Source organism: Mesorhizobium sp. M0659 (assembly GCF_040320605.1).
GTDB lineage: Bacteria > Pseudomonadota > Alphaproteobacteria > Rhizobiales > Rhizobiaceae > Mesorhizobium.
Genome location: NZ_JAMYPY010000007.1, coordinates 207,379 through 223,137, shown reverse-complemented (window position 1 = coordinate 223,137; position 15,759 = coordinate 207,379). Strand labels below are relative to the sequence as shown.

The 15,759-nt window shown below is 62.1% G+C and carries 16 protein-coding genes; 9 read left to right on the top strand and 7 right to left on the bottom strand.

Translation table 11 applies throughout. The features are described from left to right. The first annotated feature begins 33 nt into the window (after window positions 1–33). From NKI31_RS14285 to NKI31_RS14245, 9 genes are all read left to right on the top strand, one after another. Window positions 34–402, top strand: a complete 369-nt coding sequence (locus tag NKI31_RS14285) for a hypothetical protein (protein WP_352651882.1) — start codon at window positions 34–36, stop codon at window positions 400–402. Beyond that, window positions 347–916: a DUF2182 domain-containing protein gene (locus NKI31_RS14280; protein WP_352651880.1), complete on the top strand. Its 570-nt coding sequence runs from the start codon at window positions 347–349 to the stop codon at window positions 914–916. The genes NKI31_RS14285 and NKI31_RS14280 overlap by 56 nt, the downstream gene beginning before the upstream one ends. A gap of 14 nt (window positions 917–930) precedes the next feature. Next, entirely contained in the window at window positions 931–1,545 is a 615-nt protein-coding gene (locus NKI31_RS14275) for a DUF1326 domain-containing protein (RefSeq protein WP_352651879.1), read from the top strand. Further along, window positions 1,542–2,372 carry a phosphatidylcholine synthase gene (gene pcsA, locus NKI31_RS14270; protein WP_023668966.1) on the top strand — a complete coding sequence of 277 codons (831 nt, stop codon included), beginning with the start codon at window positions 1,542–1,544 and terminating at the stop codon, window positions 2,370–2,372. The genes NKI31_RS14275 and pcsA overlap by 4 nt, the downstream gene beginning before the upstream one ends. Window positions 2,373–2,389: 17 nt before the next feature. Continuing rightward, the gene (locus NKI31_RS14265; protein ID WP_352651878.1) at window positions 2,390–3,367 is read left to right on the top strand and encodes a quinone oxidoreductase family protein; all 978 of its coding nucleotides are present in this window, start codon (window positions 2,390–2,392) and stop codon (window positions 3,365–3,367) included. A gap of 210 nt (window positions 3,368–3,577) precedes the next feature. After that, window positions 3,578–5,155 carry an ABC transporter ATP-binding protein gene (locus tag NKI31_RS14260; RefSeq protein ID WP_352651931.1) on the top strand — a complete coding sequence of 526 codons (1,578 nt, stop codon included), beginning with the start codon at window positions 3,578–3,580 and terminating at the stop codon, window positions 5,153–5,155. Next, window positions 5,152–6,276 (top strand): ABC transporter permease, encoded by a 1,125-nt coding sequence (locus tag NKI31_RS14255; protein ID WP_352651877.1) that lies wholly within the window; start codon window positions 5,152–5,154, stop codon window positions 6,274–6,276. The genes NKI31_RS14260 and NKI31_RS14255 overlap by 4 nt, the downstream gene beginning before the upstream one ends. Further along, the gene (locus tag NKI31_RS14250) at window positions 6,276–7,196 is read left to right on the top strand and encodes an ABC transporter permease (protein WP_023668962.1); all 921 of its coding nucleotides are present in this window, start codon (window positions 6,276–6,278) and stop codon (window positions 7,194–7,196) included. The genes NKI31_RS14255 and NKI31_RS14250 overlap by 1 nt, the downstream gene beginning before the upstream one ends. 50 nt (window positions 7,197–7,246) lie before the next feature. After that, window positions 7,247–8,314, top strand: coding sequence for a BMP family ABC transporter substrate-binding protein (locus NKI31_RS14245; RefSeq protein WP_023682527.1), 1,068 nt, complete (start codon window positions 7,247–7,249; stop codon window positions 8,312–8,314). Between the two features lie 139 nt (window positions 8,315–8,453). Here NKI31_RS14245 and rimO read toward each other — a convergent pair whose 3' ends face one another. From rimO to NKI31_RS14210, 7 genes are all read right to left on the bottom strand, one after another. Then, complete coding sequence (gene rimO, locus NKI31_RS14240; protein ID WP_023691314.1) at window positions 8,454–9,767, bottom strand: 30S ribosomal protein S12 methylthiotransferase RimO; 1,314 nt, start codon at window positions 9,765–9,767, stop codon at window positions 8,454–8,456. Between the two features lie 140 nt (window positions 9,768–9,907). After that, the gene (locus tag NKI31_RS14235; RefSeq protein ID WP_023682529.1) at window positions 9,908–10,567 is read right to left on the bottom strand and encodes a TerC family protein; all 660 of its coding nucleotides are present in this window, start codon (window positions 10,565–10,567) and stop codon (window positions 9,908–9,910) included. A gap of 346 nt (window positions 10,568–10,913) precedes the next feature. Continuing rightward, window positions 10,914–12,017: an IS5 family transposase gene (locus NKI31_RS14230; protein ID WP_352651876.1), complete on the bottom strand. Its 1,104-nt coding sequence runs from the start codon at window positions 12,015–12,017 to the stop codon at window positions 10,914–10,916. A gap of 223 nt (window positions 12,018–12,240) precedes the next feature. Then, window positions 12,241–12,648, bottom strand: coding sequence for a DUF930 domain-containing protein (locus NKI31_RS14225; RefSeq protein WP_352651875.1), 408 nt, complete (start codon window positions 12,646–12,648; stop codon window positions 12,241–12,243). Window positions 12,649–12,758: 110 nt separating this feature from the next. Next, window positions 12,759–13,685 carry a glycosyltransferase family 2 protein gene (locus NKI31_RS14220; RefSeq protein WP_352651874.1) on the bottom strand — a complete coding sequence of 309 codons (927 nt, stop codon included), beginning with the start codon at window positions 13,683–13,685 and terminating at the stop codon, window positions 12,759–12,761. After that, the gene (locus NKI31_RS14215) at window positions 13,685–14,905 is read right to left on the bottom strand and encodes an FAD-dependent oxidoreductase (RefSeq protein WP_352651873.1); all 1,221 of its coding nucleotides are present in this window, start codon (window positions 14,903–14,905) and stop codon (window positions 13,685–13,687) included. The genes NKI31_RS14220 and NKI31_RS14215 overlap by 1 nt, the downstream gene beginning before the upstream one ends. Window positions 14,906–14,948: 43 nt before the next feature. Further along, entirely contained in the window at window positions 14,949–15,338 is a 390-nt protein-coding gene (locus NKI31_RS14210) for a sugar 3,4-ketoisomerase (protein ID WP_352651872.1), read from the bottom strand. Window positions 15,339–15,759: the final 421 nt, after the last annotated feature.

Sequence of the window (15,759 nt, the reverse complement as noted above, 5' to 3'; positions counted from 1 at the left end):
GATCAACGCGGCGATTAGGCTCATTCGGTTGTCATGACCGGCCAGCAGGACGATTTCAGCCATCTCGACCGCGCCGGCCGCGCCACGGCAAGCCTGGCCCGCAGCCCCCGCCTGACGGTCAACATCGCCATCGCCGGCGGCATTCTGCTCGCCTGGTTCATTCTCGGCGCCATGGCGATCCGCGGCGCCGAAGGCCGGCTCCCCGGCGTACCAGGCGATGTGGTCCTGCGATATCTGCCGCAACTGCCGCTGCCGGATGTCCTCGACCGCTTCTTCGGCATGTGCCTGACGCCCGCACCACTTGATGCCGGCGGCGCACCGGTTCTGGCGCGTAATGTGGTTTTTGATGGCCGTGGCGAAGATGCTGCCGTCGGCGGCGCCGATGATCCGTACCTATTGTGAAATCGCCGACACCGCCCGCATCAAGGGCGAGCCGGTGGCCCATCCGCTGGTCCTGGCTGCCGGCTACCTCTCGACATGGCTTGTCGCCTCTATCGGCTTCGCGGTGCTGACGTTGCTCGTCCACGCATTTACGTCCTCCGCTCGATTGCTCGATCCGGTGAGCGGCCTTGCCGCGGCGGCCGCGCTGCTGGTTGCCGGCCTCTACCAGTTCAGCAGCCTCAAGCAGGCCTGCCTGACAAAATGCCGGAACCCGTTCTCGACACTGTTTTCCAACTGGAGCGCGGAGCCGGGTGGCATCTTCCGGCTAGGGCTGAAGCAGGGCCTGTGGTGCCTCGGCTGCTGCTGGGCGCTGATGCTGGTGATGTTTGCCGTCGGCGCGATGAACGTGTTCTGGATGGCGCTGATCGGCCTGTTCACCTTGATCGAAAAACAGACCACCGGCAGCCTTCCAACCCGAGTGGCCGGTGCGATACTGCTTGTCTGGGCAGTCGCCCTGCTAGTAGTCTCGGCATGACGGGGGATAATTCCATGGCAGAGCAAGGCTGGGCAATGAAAGGAGAGCTCGTACTCTCCTGCAATTGCACGGTTTTTTGTCCTTGCGTACTGTCGCTTGGCAGCCATCCGCCGACGGAGGGTTATTGCCAGACCTGGGCGGGCTTCCGCATCGACGCAGGCCATTTCGGCGAGGTCGACCTGTCCGGCCTCAATCTCGGTCTGGTCATGGAAATCCCAGGCTATATGAGCCGCGGCAACTGGACCGCAGGCCTGTTCATCGACAAGCAAGCCTCCGTCTATGCGGTGAAAGCGCTGACCAGGATCTTCACCGGGAAGGCCGGCGGAACCACCGCGCTGTTGTCGATCCTTGTCGGCAAGTTCCTCGGCGTCGAGCAGGTGCCGATCACCTACGAGACGCGTGACAAGACCCGTATTTTCCAGATACCGAAGATCATCGACGGGGCGGTCACACCGATTCCCGGCAAGGATCGCGAGAAGGATACCGTGACCGGCAACTCGGAATACTGGATCGCGCCGGAGATCATCGTGGCCAGGTCCGACAAGAGCAAGATGCGGGCTTTCGGCCGCAACTGGAACTTTGCCGGCCGCTCGGCCGAAATCTGCAAACTGGATTGGCGGGGCCCGTGAGCAAGAACACAACGGCCAGAAACGCCGCCAAAAAGATCACCGACCGGATACCGAGGCCGAAGAAAAAGGTCACCTGGCCGCAGGCGCGGGCATTCTCGGTGCATCTGTTGACCGCGTCTGGCTCGTTCCTGGCCTTCCTGTCTCTTGTGGCGGCAAGCGAGCAACGCTGGACGGCGATGTTCTGGTGGCTGGGGCTGGCGCTGTTCGTCGACGGCATAGACGGGCCGATCGCGCGCAAGCTCGAGGTCAAGGAGATTTTGCCGACCTGGTCGGGCGAACTCCTCGACAATATCATCGACTATGTCACCTACGTGCTGATCCCGGCCTTCGCACTCTACCAGCGCGGCTTCATGGGCGAAGGGCTGTCCTTCCTGTCGGCGGCCATCATCGTGGTGTCCAGCGCCATCTATTATGCCGACACCGGAATGAAGACGAAGGAGAACTTCTTCAAAGGCTTTCCGGTGGTCTGGAACATGGTCGTGTTCACGCTGTTCGTCATCGAGCCGGGACAGTGGGTGTCCTTCGGCGTCGTCGTGGCGGCCGGCATCCTCACCTTCGTGCCGATCAACTTCATTCACCCCGTGCGGGTGGTGCGGCTGCGGCCAATCAATCTTGGCATGACGCTGCTCTGGTGTGCTTTCGGTGCGCTGGCGCTGGCGCAGGCGGCCCTTGCCGCCTTCTACGACCAGATCGGCGTTTTGGGCGAACAGGTCAGCGTCTTTACCAAGGTCGGCATCACCATCACCGGACTTTACCTCGCCTGCATCGGCGGTATCATGCAGTTCTTCCCCAAACTCGGCGCCAAGCCGGACACTAAGAAAGCCTGACCGCAGGAAAGCCCACAATGTCCAAAGCAGTCCGTATCCACGCCCATGGCGGTCCGGAAGTCCTGACCTATGAAGACGCCGATCCGGGACAACCCGGCGCCGGGCAGATCCTGGTCAGGCACACCGCGATCGGCCTCAATTTCATCGATGTCTATCACCGCATCGGCCTCTATCCGCCGCCCGGCGGCTTCCCGCTGATCCCGGGCGGCGAGGCGGCAGGTGTGGTTCTCGAGGTCGGTGCAGGCATCGACTGGCTGAAGCCGGGCGACCGCATCGCCTATGCCGTCAATGTCGGCGCCTATGCCGAACAGCGCGTCGTCGCCGCCGACCGCGTCGTCAAGGTGCCGGACGGCATCAGCGACGAACAGGCCGCCGGCATGATGCTTAAAGGCATGACGGCGGAGTATCTGTTGCGCCGGACCTTCAAGGTGAAGGCAGGCGACACCATCCTGTTTCATGCCGCCGCCGGCGGCGTCGGGCTGATCCTGGGACAATGGGCAAAACATCTCGGCGCCACCGTCATCGGCACGGCAAGCTCAACCGACAAGATCGAGCTCGCCAAGGCGCATGGCTTCAACCATGTCATCAACTACAAGGAGCAGGATTTCGTCGCCGGGGTCGCCGCCATCACCGGCGGCAAGAAATGTGACGTCGTCTACGATTCGGTCGGCAACGACACATTCCCGGCCTCGCTCGACTGTCTGAAGCCGCTCGGCATGTTCGTCTCTTTCGGTCAGTCCTCTGGACCGATCCCGCCATTTTCGATGTCGCTGCTGGCGCAAAAGGGCTCGCTGTTCGCTACCAGGCCGACTTTGTTCGTCTACAACGCCAAGCGTGAAGACCTCGAAGTCTCCGCCGCGGCATTGTTCGACGTGGTGTTGAGCGGTGCGGTCGAGATCAAGATCAACCAGCGTTATGCGCTGAAGGACGCGGGCAAGGCGCAAGCCGATCTCGAAGGGCGCAAGACCACGGGCACGACCATACTGATCCCCTGATCTGCCTTGCTGTTCAGTGTTTTGCCGCGACGCTAGGCACTGTTTACCCGAAAAACCGGGCGATCGGTCTGTTGTACGAAGCAGGTCGGTCTTTACCCCTTGAGTTTCCGCTGAAATTCTTGAAGCTCTTTCAAGGTGGGTGCTGCTTTCGCACGAGAGCGGCCAGCGCATACCATGCTGGCGGGAACACAGAACATGTCCGGGAACCGGATGGGAGGCACTGTGAGTGCAGATCATGATGGAGCGAACCTGCTTGAGGTTCGTGGCCTGACCAAGATATTCGGCACGTTGACGGCGTGCGATCATATCGACCTCAACATCGCCAAGGGCGAGATCCACGCGCTGCTTGGCGAAAACGGCGCCGGCAAGTCGACGCTGGTCAAGATGCTGTTCGGCTCGCTGGAGCCCAATTCCGGCGAGATATTCTGGAACGGGGAAGCGGTGCGGATCACCAGTCCGGGCATGGCGAAGAAGCTCGGCATCGGCATGGTGTTTCAGCACTTTTCGCTGTTCGAGGCGCTGACCGCGGCCGAGAATATCGCTCTGTCTCTGGATGACGGCTCACCGATCAGCTCGATCGCGGCCAAGGCGAGGGCGCTTTCCTTCAGCTATGGCCTGCCGCTCGATCCGGACTCGCTGGTCGGCGATCTCTCGGTCGGCGAACGCCAGCGCATCGAGATCATCCGCTGCCTGTTGCAGACGCCGCAGCTCATCATCCTCGACGAGCCGACCTCGGTGCTGACGCCGCAGGAAGCCGACAAGCTGTTCGAGACGCTGGAGCGCCTGCGCTCGGAGGGGAAATCCATCCTCTACATTTCGCACCGGCTGGAAGAGGTCAAACGCATTTGCGACCGCGCCACCGTGCTGCGTCACGGCAAGGTCGTCGGCCATTGCAATCCGCGCGAGGAAACGGCTTCGTCGCTGGCCCGCATGATGGTCGGTAACGAGGTGAAGGCCGTGGTGCGTGCGCCGGCCGAAGGCATCGAGACCGCGCAGCCGCTGCTCGAAATCCGCGCCCTCAGCCGCAAGCCGGCAACGCCGTTTTCGATTCCGCTGAAGAATATCAACCTCACTGTGCGCGCCGGCGAGGTGATCGGCATTGCCGGTGTCGCCGGCAACGGCCAGGGCGAGTTCTTCGAATCCGTCTCCGGCGAGGTGCTGCAGCAGGACGCCGCATCCGTGCGCATCCGCGGCAAGGATGCCGGCTCGCTCTCGATCACAGGCCGGCGGCTGATGGGCGCTGCCTTCGTGCCGGAAGAACGCCTCGGCCATGGCGCGGCGCCACGCATGAAGCTTTCGGAAAACCTGCTTCTGTCGCGGCACGCCACCGACGGCAAGGTTTTTGTCGGCGCCGGCGGCGTGGTCAAAAGCGGTGCGGTCTATGCCGCCGCCCAGCGCATCATCGTGGCCATGGATGTGCGCAAGAGTGCGCCCGATCCGGAAGCCGCGGCCCTTTCGGGCGGCAATTTGCAGAAATTCATCGTCGGTCGCGAACTCGACCGCAGCCCTGCCGTCATGGTCGTCAACCAGCCGACCTGGGGCGTCGACGCCGGTGCCGCCGCCCACATCCGCCAGGCGCTGATCGAACTGGCGCGCAGCGGCTCGGCAGTTCTGGTCATCAGCCAGGACCTCGATGAGCTGTTCGAGATTTCGGACGCGATCGCGGTCATGCACAATGGCGAATTGTCCAAACCGCTGCCGATCGCCGAGGCAACTTTCGAAAAGGTCGGTCTGTTGATGGGCGGCGCCGAGCCTGGCCACGCCGAACATGGTCTGGAGACGGCATGATGCGCCTCGAACTCGTCAAACGCCCGCAGCGCTCTATGCTCTTTTCGGCGCTGTCGCCCTTCATCGCCTTCGCCCTGACGATCATCGCCGGCGCGGTTCTGTTCGCGCTGCTCGGCGTCAACCCGCTGAGCGCATTCGAGATCTATTTCATCGAGCCGATCAGCCAGGTCTGGCAGCTGCATGAGCTGGCGATCAAGGCCGCGCCGTTGATCCTGATCGCGGTCGGCCTGTCGGTCTGTTACAAGGCCAACATCTGGAACATCGGCGCTGAGGGACAGTTCATCCTCGGCGGCATTTTCGGCTCGGCCATTCCGGTGCTGTTTCCCGGGTTCGAAGGCCCGCTGGTGCTGCCGCTGATGCTGTTGTTCGGCATGGTTGGCGGCGCCGCCTACGCTGCAATCCCGGCTCTCTTGAAGACGCGCTTCGGCACCAACGAAATCCTGACCAGCCTGATGCTGGTCTATGTCGCCCAGCTTTTCCTCGACTGGCTGGTGCGCGGTCCCTGGCGCGATCCGCAGGGCCACGGCTTCCCGCAGACGATCCAGTTCAACGACTCGGCGGTGCTGCCGGAACTGATGCCGGATGCCGGCCGCGCAAATTGGGGTTTTGTCTTCGCTCTCATCGCAGCCGTGCTGATCTGGGTGCTGATGAGCCGCCTGCTCAAGGGTTTTGAGGTCCGCGTGCTCGGCTCCAGCCCGAGGGCAGGGCGGTTCGCCGGCTTCGGCCTCAACCGCATGGTCTGCTTCGCCTTCCTGCTGTCAGGCGCGCTGGCCGGGCTTGCCGGCATTTCGGAAGTCTCCGGCGCCATCGGCCAGCTCCAACCGGTGATCTCGCCCGGCTACGGCTTCACAGCGATCATTGTCGCGTTCCTCGGCCGGCTCAATCCGCTCGGCATCGTCGCCGCCGGCCTGGTGCTGGCGCTGACCTATCTCGGCGGCGAGGCGGTGCAAAGCGCGCTCGGCATCTCCGACAAGGTGGCGCGTGTGTTCCAGGGCATGCTTTTGTTCTTCGTGCTCGGTTGCGACACGCTCATCCACTACCGAATCCGTCTGGTCGGCATGGCGCTGACGAAAAGCGCGGCGAAGCTTGAAGCCGCGCCGAAGTTGAAGGAAGCCCGCTGATGGACATCGCCGTCAACATCCTTTTGACCATCGCCACGGCGGCGACGCCGCTTTTAATAGCGGCCATCGGCGAACTCGTGGTCGAGCGCTCCGGCGTGCTCAACCTCGGCGTCGAAGGCATGATGATCATGGGCGCCGTCGGCGGCTTCGGAGCCGGCTATCTCACGGGATCGCCCTGGATCGGCCTGTTGGCGGCAATTGCCATGGGCGCGGTGTTCTCGCTGCTGTTTGCGGTGATGACGCTGTCGCTCGCCACCAACCAGGTGGCGACCGGCCTGTCATTGACGCTGCTTGGCCTCGGCCTGTCCGGCATGATGGGGACCAGCTTCGTCGGCCAGCCCGGCGAGCGGCTGCCAAACCTCTACGTTCCGGTGCTCACCGACATTCCAGTGGTCGGCAGGCTGTTGTTCGGCCAGGACCCGATCTTCTACATCTCGATCGCGCTGACGGCGGCCGTCATGTGGTTCCTGTTCAAGACCCGCACCGGCCTCACCCTGCGCTCGATCGGCGACAGCCACACATCGGCGCATGCGCTCGGCATCAAGGTCATCCGCTACCGCTATCTCGCGGTCATCTTCGGCGGCGCCTGCGCCGGCCTTGCCGGCGGCCACCTGTCGCTGGTCTACACGCCGCAATGGGTAGAGAACATGAGCGCGGGCCGCGGCTGGATCGCGCTGGCGCTGGTCGTCTTCGCCTCCTGGCGGCCGTGGCGCGTGCTGGCCGGCGCCTACATCTTCGGCGCGGTGTGGATCGGCCAACTTCATGCACAGGCATTTGGCATTCCGGTGCCTTCGCAACTGCTTTCTTCTCTGCCCTATCTGGCAACCGTCGTGGTTCTCGTTCTAATCTCGCGCAACAAGCGTCTGACGATGATGAACACGCCGGCTTCCTTGGGGCAGCCATTCGTTCCGGATCGTTGACAACAAAAACAAACGGGAAGCTCCAAGGCTAAACTCAGAGAGGTAACACAATGAAAAAACTGCTTATTGCGTTGATGACCACGACCGCCGCCATGTCACTGGCGGCGTCGGCCCAGGCCGCCGACAAGTTGAAGGCATGCTGGGTCTACACCGGCCCGATCGGCGATTTCGGCTATTCCTACCAGCACGACCAAGGCCGCCTCGAGGTGGAGAAGGCACTCGGCGACAAGGTCGAAACCGCCTATCTCGAGAACGTCTCGGAAGGTCCCGATGCCGACCGCGCTTTCGAGCGTCTGGCGCGCGAAGGCTGCAAGATCATCTTCGGCACCTCTTTCGGCTTCATGGACCCGGAAGTGAAGGTCGCCAAGAAGTTCCCCAAAGTGATGTTCGAGCACGCCACGGGCTACAAGACCGCTGACAATCTCGGCATCTACAATGCGCGCTTCTATGAAGGCCGCTACGTGCTCGGCCAGATCGCCGCCAAGGAATCGAAGGCAGGGGTCGCCGGCTATATCGTTTCCTTCCCGATCCCCGAAGTGGTGATGGGTATCAACTCCTTCATGCTCGGCGCGCAGTCGGTCAACCCGAACTTCAAGGCCAAGATCGTCTGGGTGAACTCCTGGTTCGATCCGGGCAAGGAAGCTGACGCGGCCAAGGCACTGTTCGATCAGGGCGCCGACATCATCGTTCAGCACACCGATTCCACCGCTGCCTTGCAGGTGGCGGAAGAGCGCAAGCTGCACGGCTTCGGCCAGTCCTCCGACATGATCAAGTTCGCGCCGAACGCGCAGCTGACCTCGCTGACGGACGAATGGGGGCCGTACTACATCAGCCGCGTTCAGGCAGCGCTCGACGGCACCTGGAAGCCGGACAATGTCTGGCTCGGCATCAAGGACGGCGCCGTCAAGCTGGCGCCCTTCACCAACATGCCGGACGATGTGAAGGCGATGGCCGAGGCAACCGCCAAGAAAATCGCAGATGGCTGGAACCCCTTCACCGGACCGGTCGCCAAGCAGGACGGCACGCCGTGGCTCAAGGACGGCGAAGTCGCCGACGACGGCACGCTGCTCGGCATGAACTTCTATGTGAAGGGCGTCGACGACAAGTTGCCGCAGTAAATATCGGAAACGCAAAGGAGAAGGGGCGCCGCGCGGCGCCCTTTTTCATTTCGCGGGCTGCACGCTTCGACTGCGAAACCGCGCCGAGGGCTGTGCCAAAAATCCGAGGGCGCCGGGAGGCGCCCTTTTTGGTAATTTTCTAAACCGCCGAGCCGTAAAGGTCGTAGGCGTCGGCGCGGTCGATCTTGACCGTGACGATGTCGCCTTGGCGCAGCGGGCGGCGCGACTGGATATGCACCGAACCGTCGATCTCGGGCGCGTCGTATTTTGTCCGGCCCTTGGCAGACGTGCCATGCGCCTCGTCGATCAGCACCGGCAGGCGCTTGCCGACCTTCTTGGCCAGCTGCGTCGCCGAGATCTTCTGCTGGCGCTGCATGAAGCGATGCCAGCGCGCTTCCTTGATCTCCTGCGGCACCTGTTCGAGGCCGAGATCGTTGGAGCGGGCGCCGCGGACCGGCTCGTATTTAAAGCAGCCGGCGCGATCGATCCTGGCCTCGTCCAGCCAGTCGAGCAGCATCTCGAAATCCTCGTCGGTCTCGCCGGGGAAACCGACGATGAAGGTCGAGCGTATCGCCAGATCCGGGCACACCTCGCGCCAGCCGCGAATGCGCTCCAGCGTCTTTTCGCCATGGGCTGGACGGCGCATGTTCTTCAGCACCTGCGGCGAGGCGTGCTGGAAGGGGATGTCCAGATAGGGAAGGATTTTTCCATCCGCCATCAGCGGGATGACATCGGCGACATGCGGGTAGGGGTAGACATAGTGCATGCGTACCCAGATGCCGAGCTTGCCCAGCTCCTCCGACAGGTCGAGGAATTTCGCCCGCACTTCGCGGTCGCCGAACATCGACGTCTGGTACTTGATGTCGATGCCGTAGGCGCTGGTGTCCTGCGAGATGACCAGCAATTCCTTGACCCCGGCCTTGGCCAGCTTCTCGGCCTCGCGCAGCACATCGGCCGCCGGGCGCGAGACGAGGTCGCCGCGCAGCGCCGGAATGATGCAGAAGGTGCAGCGGTTGTTGCAGCCTTCGGAAATCTTGAGATAGGCGTAGTGGCGCGGCGTCAGCTTGACGCCTTGCGGCGGCAGAAGGTCGATATACGGATCGTGGCTGGGCGGCGCCGCCTCATGCACCGCGGCCATCACGCTCTCATAGGCCTGCGGGCCGGTGATGGCGAGGACGTTGGGGTGCTTCTCTCGTATGACGTCCGGCTCGGCGCCGAGGCAGCCGGTGACGATCACCCGGCCGTTTTCCGAAAGCGCCGAACCAATGGCGTTGAGCGATTCGTCGCGGGCCGAATCGAGAAAGCCGCAGGTGTTGACGACGACCAGGTCCGCGCCGTCATGCTTGCGCGCGATCTCATAGCCTTCGGCGCGCAGGCGCGTGATGATGCGCTCGGAATCCACAAGCGCCTTCGGGCATCCAAGGCTGACGAAACTGACGCGAGGCGCAGACATGAGAAAACATTCCGGGTTTTTCGGGATCGGCGGCCAGTACCACACTTATTGCGGCATTGGTATGGGCAGCGGCTGCGGCGAACGCGACCACTGCCTCCGGCAGATACCCGTACTATACAGAAGCTGTAGGACCGGCAGCGTCAGCTCACCACAGGACTGACATGCGGCCAGACCTCGACAAGGCCGCGATAGACCATATCGATCGCGACGTAGAGAATGATCAGCAGGCCGACATAGGCGATCCAGCGGTGGCGATGCAGCAGCTTGGCAATGAAGCTCGCGGCCAAGCCCATCAAGGCGATCGACAGCACCAGGCCTATGACAAGCACGGGAAAATGATCGCGCGCCGCACCGGCGACCGCCAGCACATTGTCCAGCGACATCGAAACATCGGCGACGACGATCTGCAGGGCCGCCTGGCCGAGCGTCTTGCGCGGCGCCTTGCCACCCACCGTTCTGTCGCTGTTGAGGTCGGAATCGGACAGCGCCTCGGTCGCCTCGAACTCGTCGGCATGCGACGTCCGCAGCTCGCGCCACATCTTCCAGCACACCCACAACAAAAGGATGCCGCCGGCCAGCAGCAGGCCGACAATGGCAAGAAGCTTGACGGTGACGGCGGCAAACAGGATGCGCAGCACAGTCGCCGCCAACACGCCGATCAGGATGGCTTTCTTGCGCTGCTCGACCGGCAGGCCGGCGGCGGCAAGGCCGATGACGATGGCATTGTCGCCGGCAAGCACCAGATCGATAGCGATGACCTGGAGGAGGGCCGTCATGCTTGCAGCGCTGAAAATGTCCATCGACCGGAGCCCCTTGCTGTATCGGCGTGTTCGTCGTCGGATATGCCGACGCCCTAACGTGTATGGTTCCCGCGCGTCAAGAGACTGCCGGCGCAATTCCAGGAAAGTGCGTAGCGGTTTTCCGTCCGAAATTATGCAAAAACAAAGAGTTAGTGCATGTCGCTCAAAAGTGGCCCCGGTTTTGAGACAACGACATGCATAAAAACAAAGACCTAACAGGCTGCTGCAAAAGTCTGATCGTTGCTGATCTCGATATTTTTGACGGAAGTTTTCTGTTGTCTGCGCGATTTTCGCGGCGGGTTGCAGCTGAGCTTGCTGCGCGAGTTGCGGTCCTTTCTGCTGGCGGTTATGCGATCTGCCCTTTCAGGAGCTTTGGGATGCGAACCAGATTGTAGGCGATGACCGCAAAGGTGAAGACGGCCTCCACTCTTGGCTGCCCTCGCAATTTGGTTTTGGCCAATCCGCCCGGCTTCTTCACCCAGCCGAATATCTCCTCGATGCGTTTGCGGATGCGCTGGCTGATCACATAGCCGGCATGGCGCGTGGTGCGCCCGTCGATAGCGGTCTTGCGCACCGTGCCCGCGCTTGAGACCGTGCCTTGTATGGCGATGTGCGGAGTGACTTGGCGCTGGCGCAGGTCGCCAACGAAATCCATGACGTCATAGGCCTTGTCGGCGCCCAGCGTGATGCGATGTTTGCCTTGCCGCCGGTCGAGCATGACAAGCGTGGCTTCCCGCTCGGCCTTGCCGGTGGCGTGCGTCAACGTTGCATCGACCGCCAGCCCGTTGCGGTTCTCCATCAGCACATGGCCCATGAAGCACAGGCGGCTCGGATGGCCGTCCGCCTTGCGGTAGAGCCGGGCGTCGGGATCGGTCGTGGAGGCATGTGTCTGATTCGAGCGCTTCTCCTTGCGGAAGTTGCGCTCGCCATTGCGCCTTGGCCCTGGCGGATCGCCCGAACCATCCTTCGGGCGGAAGCTCTTCATCGAAGCCCAGGCATCGATCAGCGTGCCGTCCACCGAAAAATGCTCGCTCGACAGAAGCTTGCTCACCCGCTTGAGGCCCATCAGTTCACCCAAAAACTCTCGCGCCACATCGGCTTCAAGCAGCCGGTCGCGATTGTGGGTGAAAACCGTCGCATGCCACGCCGGCGCGTCAAGCGGCAGGCCAACGAACCAGCGGAACAGCAGATTGTAATCAATCTGCTCCATCAGTTGCCGTTCCGAACGAACCGAGAAGAACGCTTGCAGCAGTGTCGCCCGCAGCAACATCTCCGGTGGGATCGACGGCCGGCCCATGCCCGAATAGAGCGCCTCGAAGCGACCATCCAGACGACCAAGCACTTCATCGCACAACTGCCGGATCGCCCGCAGAGGATGATCCAACGGAATGCGCTTCTCTAACGGAACATAGCTGAAAAGGCTTCCCGGTCCTTCACTACGACCCCGCATCGCAAATCACTCCCGTTGTCAGACGAAAGTGAATCATAAAACAAAGCCAAATGCGACTTTTGCAGCAGCCTGCTAAAGCGCGTCGCCTGAGTCCGTTCAAACGCGACGCGCTTTAGGTGAGTCAGCTGCTCCATAAAAAGCTGAACCGCTCTAACGGCCGACGCTGAAAGCCACGGGAATAGGGAAGGTCGTTCTGCCAGAGAGAATTCTGGTCGCAGCGAATTCAGTCGTAGAGATTGTACTTCGCCCAGTCGGCTTCCGGAATCTCGTCGCCGATGCGGTAACGGAACTGCAGGACCTCCATATGGTCCGGCGCCGTCTCGCATTTGAACTTCAGCCGGTACCACTGTCCCTTGCTGCGGAAGGCAGCACCCGGGCTGCGGATGACATCGGCTTTCATTTCCGGTGTCGCGAAGGCGTAGGCGACGACGCGGTCTGCCTTGTACTTGTGGTCGTCATGGCTGATGCGGTCGAGCACTTCGGCGTCGCATCTCTGCTCCAGCCGGGTCTCCGGGTCGAGTTTCAGCAGGCCGGCGCGCAGGGCGGCGTCCATCGCGTGGGCGGGCCAGGCCAGCGTCACCGAGGCCAGCGCCGCAAGGAATAGTTTTTTCATGGGCGGGAGAACGAGCATATTTCGGCTCAGGAATCAACCGGAGTGCCATTTTGGGGCAGCCGGATATGCCCGGAAATCGCCGTTACCCGGGCAGGCGCAGCCGCTTTGACACGTCGCCGGCGCCATTCTTATTTGTCCGGGCTGCCATGCACCGATTGCCTGTTTCGCCGTCTTTCCGCTTCTCGCGATCGCGGCACCCACCGCCACGGCCGCAAGGCGATATAGGCAGCGAGGAAGGTTCTCTGTGCAAGGCCGGCCTCGCTGTGCCAGACCTCCCTTATCCCCGCCGCCCGCAAGGCCCTTCGTTGGGTGCTGTTGCGGTCCCAGCGCCGGCTGATGCTGCCCGCCCGGTAGTATTTGTGGCAGAGCACTTGCGGCACGCGGACAAAGCCGCCGAGCAGCGACAGATGCAGAAGCCAGGTCCAGTCGGCGCTGAATTCGCCTTGGCTGTTGGGCTTGATCCCGCCGCTACGGTGGAACGCCCAGGCCCTGAATATCCCACGATTGGGAACCCACCATCCATGCGGCTGGCGCGCCATCGCCCGGCCACGCGCGAAACCGTCCTGCAAGCTCTCCAGCAGGTCGAACTTCCACGTGGCACTTTCGCCGCTTACTTCGATCACTTCGACATCGCTGAACGACAGTACGGCCTCGGGATTGGCATCGAGCGCCCGCACCAACGCCTCGATATAGGTTGGATCGATGACGTCGTCATGGAAGGCAAAGAACATCAATTCGCCGCTGGCATTGGCCATCAGATCGTTGGAATTCTTCAGCCATCCCAGGTTTTTGTCCCGGCGCAGGATACGGACATCGTCGCGGCCGCCGGCGAAGGCCGAAACGATCTCGAATGTCGCGTCGGTCGAATTGTCCTCGCCGACCAGGATCTCGATATTGTCCCAGGTCTGCGCGGCGAGGCTGTCCAGCGTACGCGAAATGAATGCCGCCGAATTGTAGCATGGCACCAGCGCGGTGACCTTCGGCCGCCAGCCGGATCGAAGCTGGATTTGTTTCTGCGCTACCTGCTTCGCGCCGCCCTGTTCTGTCTCACCCATCATTCGATCCCGCAGATTTGCCGCGCCAGCCTGTCGGCAAGCCACGGCGCCGTCGAATATTTACCTGTGTCGACCGAGATGTAGTTGCCGAAGCGGTTGATCCCGAATTGGTCGCGGCGATGGATCGTGGCTTTCGGGTCGCTGAGCGAACCACGCCCTTGCGCAAACACGAAGCCGCCGCGCGCCTCAAGCTCCTCGGCATCGTCGAACATGCTGGAAACACTGGGCACCAACCGGGTGAGCGTGGCGCGAACGTCGCCGATGAACCGCTGTCGTGCGTCGGCATCGAGCGCTTGTGGCGTTTCGATCGACAATACGCCACTCTCCGCAAGCAACCCGCTCGGATACCAGGAGAGATAGAAGTTGCGCCCGTCATAGTTTTTTATGTCGCCGAATGGGCCAAGGGCGACGACCGCGCACGGCACATCGACAGGCTGCCTGGTGCGGCCGAACAGGCAAAGCCGGTAGCGGTGCGACCATCCGGGAACCGGCTCGATGCCGGCCGTGCGGTCGACAGCCAGCCGCCCCTCCCATAGGCAATTGACGACAATGTCGAACGCCTCGCTTTTCTCGCCTGCGACCGCCACGCGCCATTTCCCGTCAATTCCGTCCACCGGCTTTGCCGACAGGACTTTGGCCGCCATTCGCAAGCTGATGTTGGGTTCACCCCGAAGCACGGGGCAAAGCCGGTCGGCAACCCATCGCGTGTTGATGGATCGCTCCGGCACCTGGAAGCCGCCGACGATCTGGTCCGAGTTGGTGACATCGGCCAATTCAGTTCTGGAAAGCCGTTTCGACCGCGCCGCCGATACGTCGGCAAGGTAGCTCGTGGCGTCAGCGTGGCTGCGCACCAATACATCCACACGTTCAAAGATCGCCCCCAGCGCCTCGGCAGCGACGATCGAGTTGCGATGGACCAGATAAAGGTCTTCCGAAAGGGTCGTGTGCGCTTCCAGATTGCTTCCGATCAGCTCGGAAACAAGCCTGCCGAAACACAGTCCTCCCGAAAGCAGATGCCGGGCGGTCAGCAGCGAGGGATCGTTCCCGTAGAGATAGCCGAGATGAATCTTGCCCTCGTTCCAACGGCTGGCGCAGGCCATCGGCTCGCTCTCTTTGTCGAAGAGGGACACCGCGTAGCCTCTGCGGGCCATCATGAGAGCGAGGCTGGCGCCCATGATGCCGGCGCCGAGAATAGCCATTCTGCCGCGAGGCGCTGTCATGTCCTGGCGCGCATCGCGGCCTCTCCTTTCCCGATGAGTGTCATCAGGGGTTCGATACGTAGTTTTCAGGGTCGTATTCGGTATCGCAGAAAACCAGCAAAGACGGGTTCTCGCCTTCATAGGTCTGCAGCGCCCACACCGGGGCATCGACCAGCACCGCGCGGTTCGATGCGGTGAGCGTCAGCCGTTCGACCTGTTCCTGGTAGCGAAATTCGATGCCGATCTCGCCCGACAGCTGTATCATCAATTGCCGGCCCGACCCGTGTGCATGTCCGCCCCGCGACGTGCCGCGCGGCGCGGTGACGACGAACGCCCGCACGGCTTGGAAATTGTAACCGCTGAACTCGATAGCGGTCAGCATTCCCCTGGGATCGCAATGTAACGAAGTGGGGATCTCGGTGACCTTGCCGCCAAAGAACGTTCGATGCTGCATAACGTAAGCCCGCCAGATGCCGGTCGAAATTTACCTCAGACTAGCGCTTTTATCAAAAGGCAGAATACAACCACTTAGGCGGTGTTTTGGGACACAGCAGCGGATCGATGTCGAGCTCGGCCTCAGGCCGACACGGTGCCGACTACCGAAGGTCGCCGCGCCGTCACGACTTCTGAGTCGCGGCCGAAACCACGGCTTAAGACCTTGGTCCGAGCGGTCTAGGACCTTTGAGTTCGGAAGGCCGGCCGGTCCCAACGAGGGTGATCTCACTTCAGCAATTTCAAAGAGTTAGGGTGGTTGGCGTTTCGCTGGCCGGCCGTTTCGTTGTCGCAATGAAAGCACAGCTATATCTAAGTTTACCCTTTGTGTTAGCGCTTCCTCATGTTGCCCGCTATAGCGGTTAGTGGCGGTGGCAATCTCG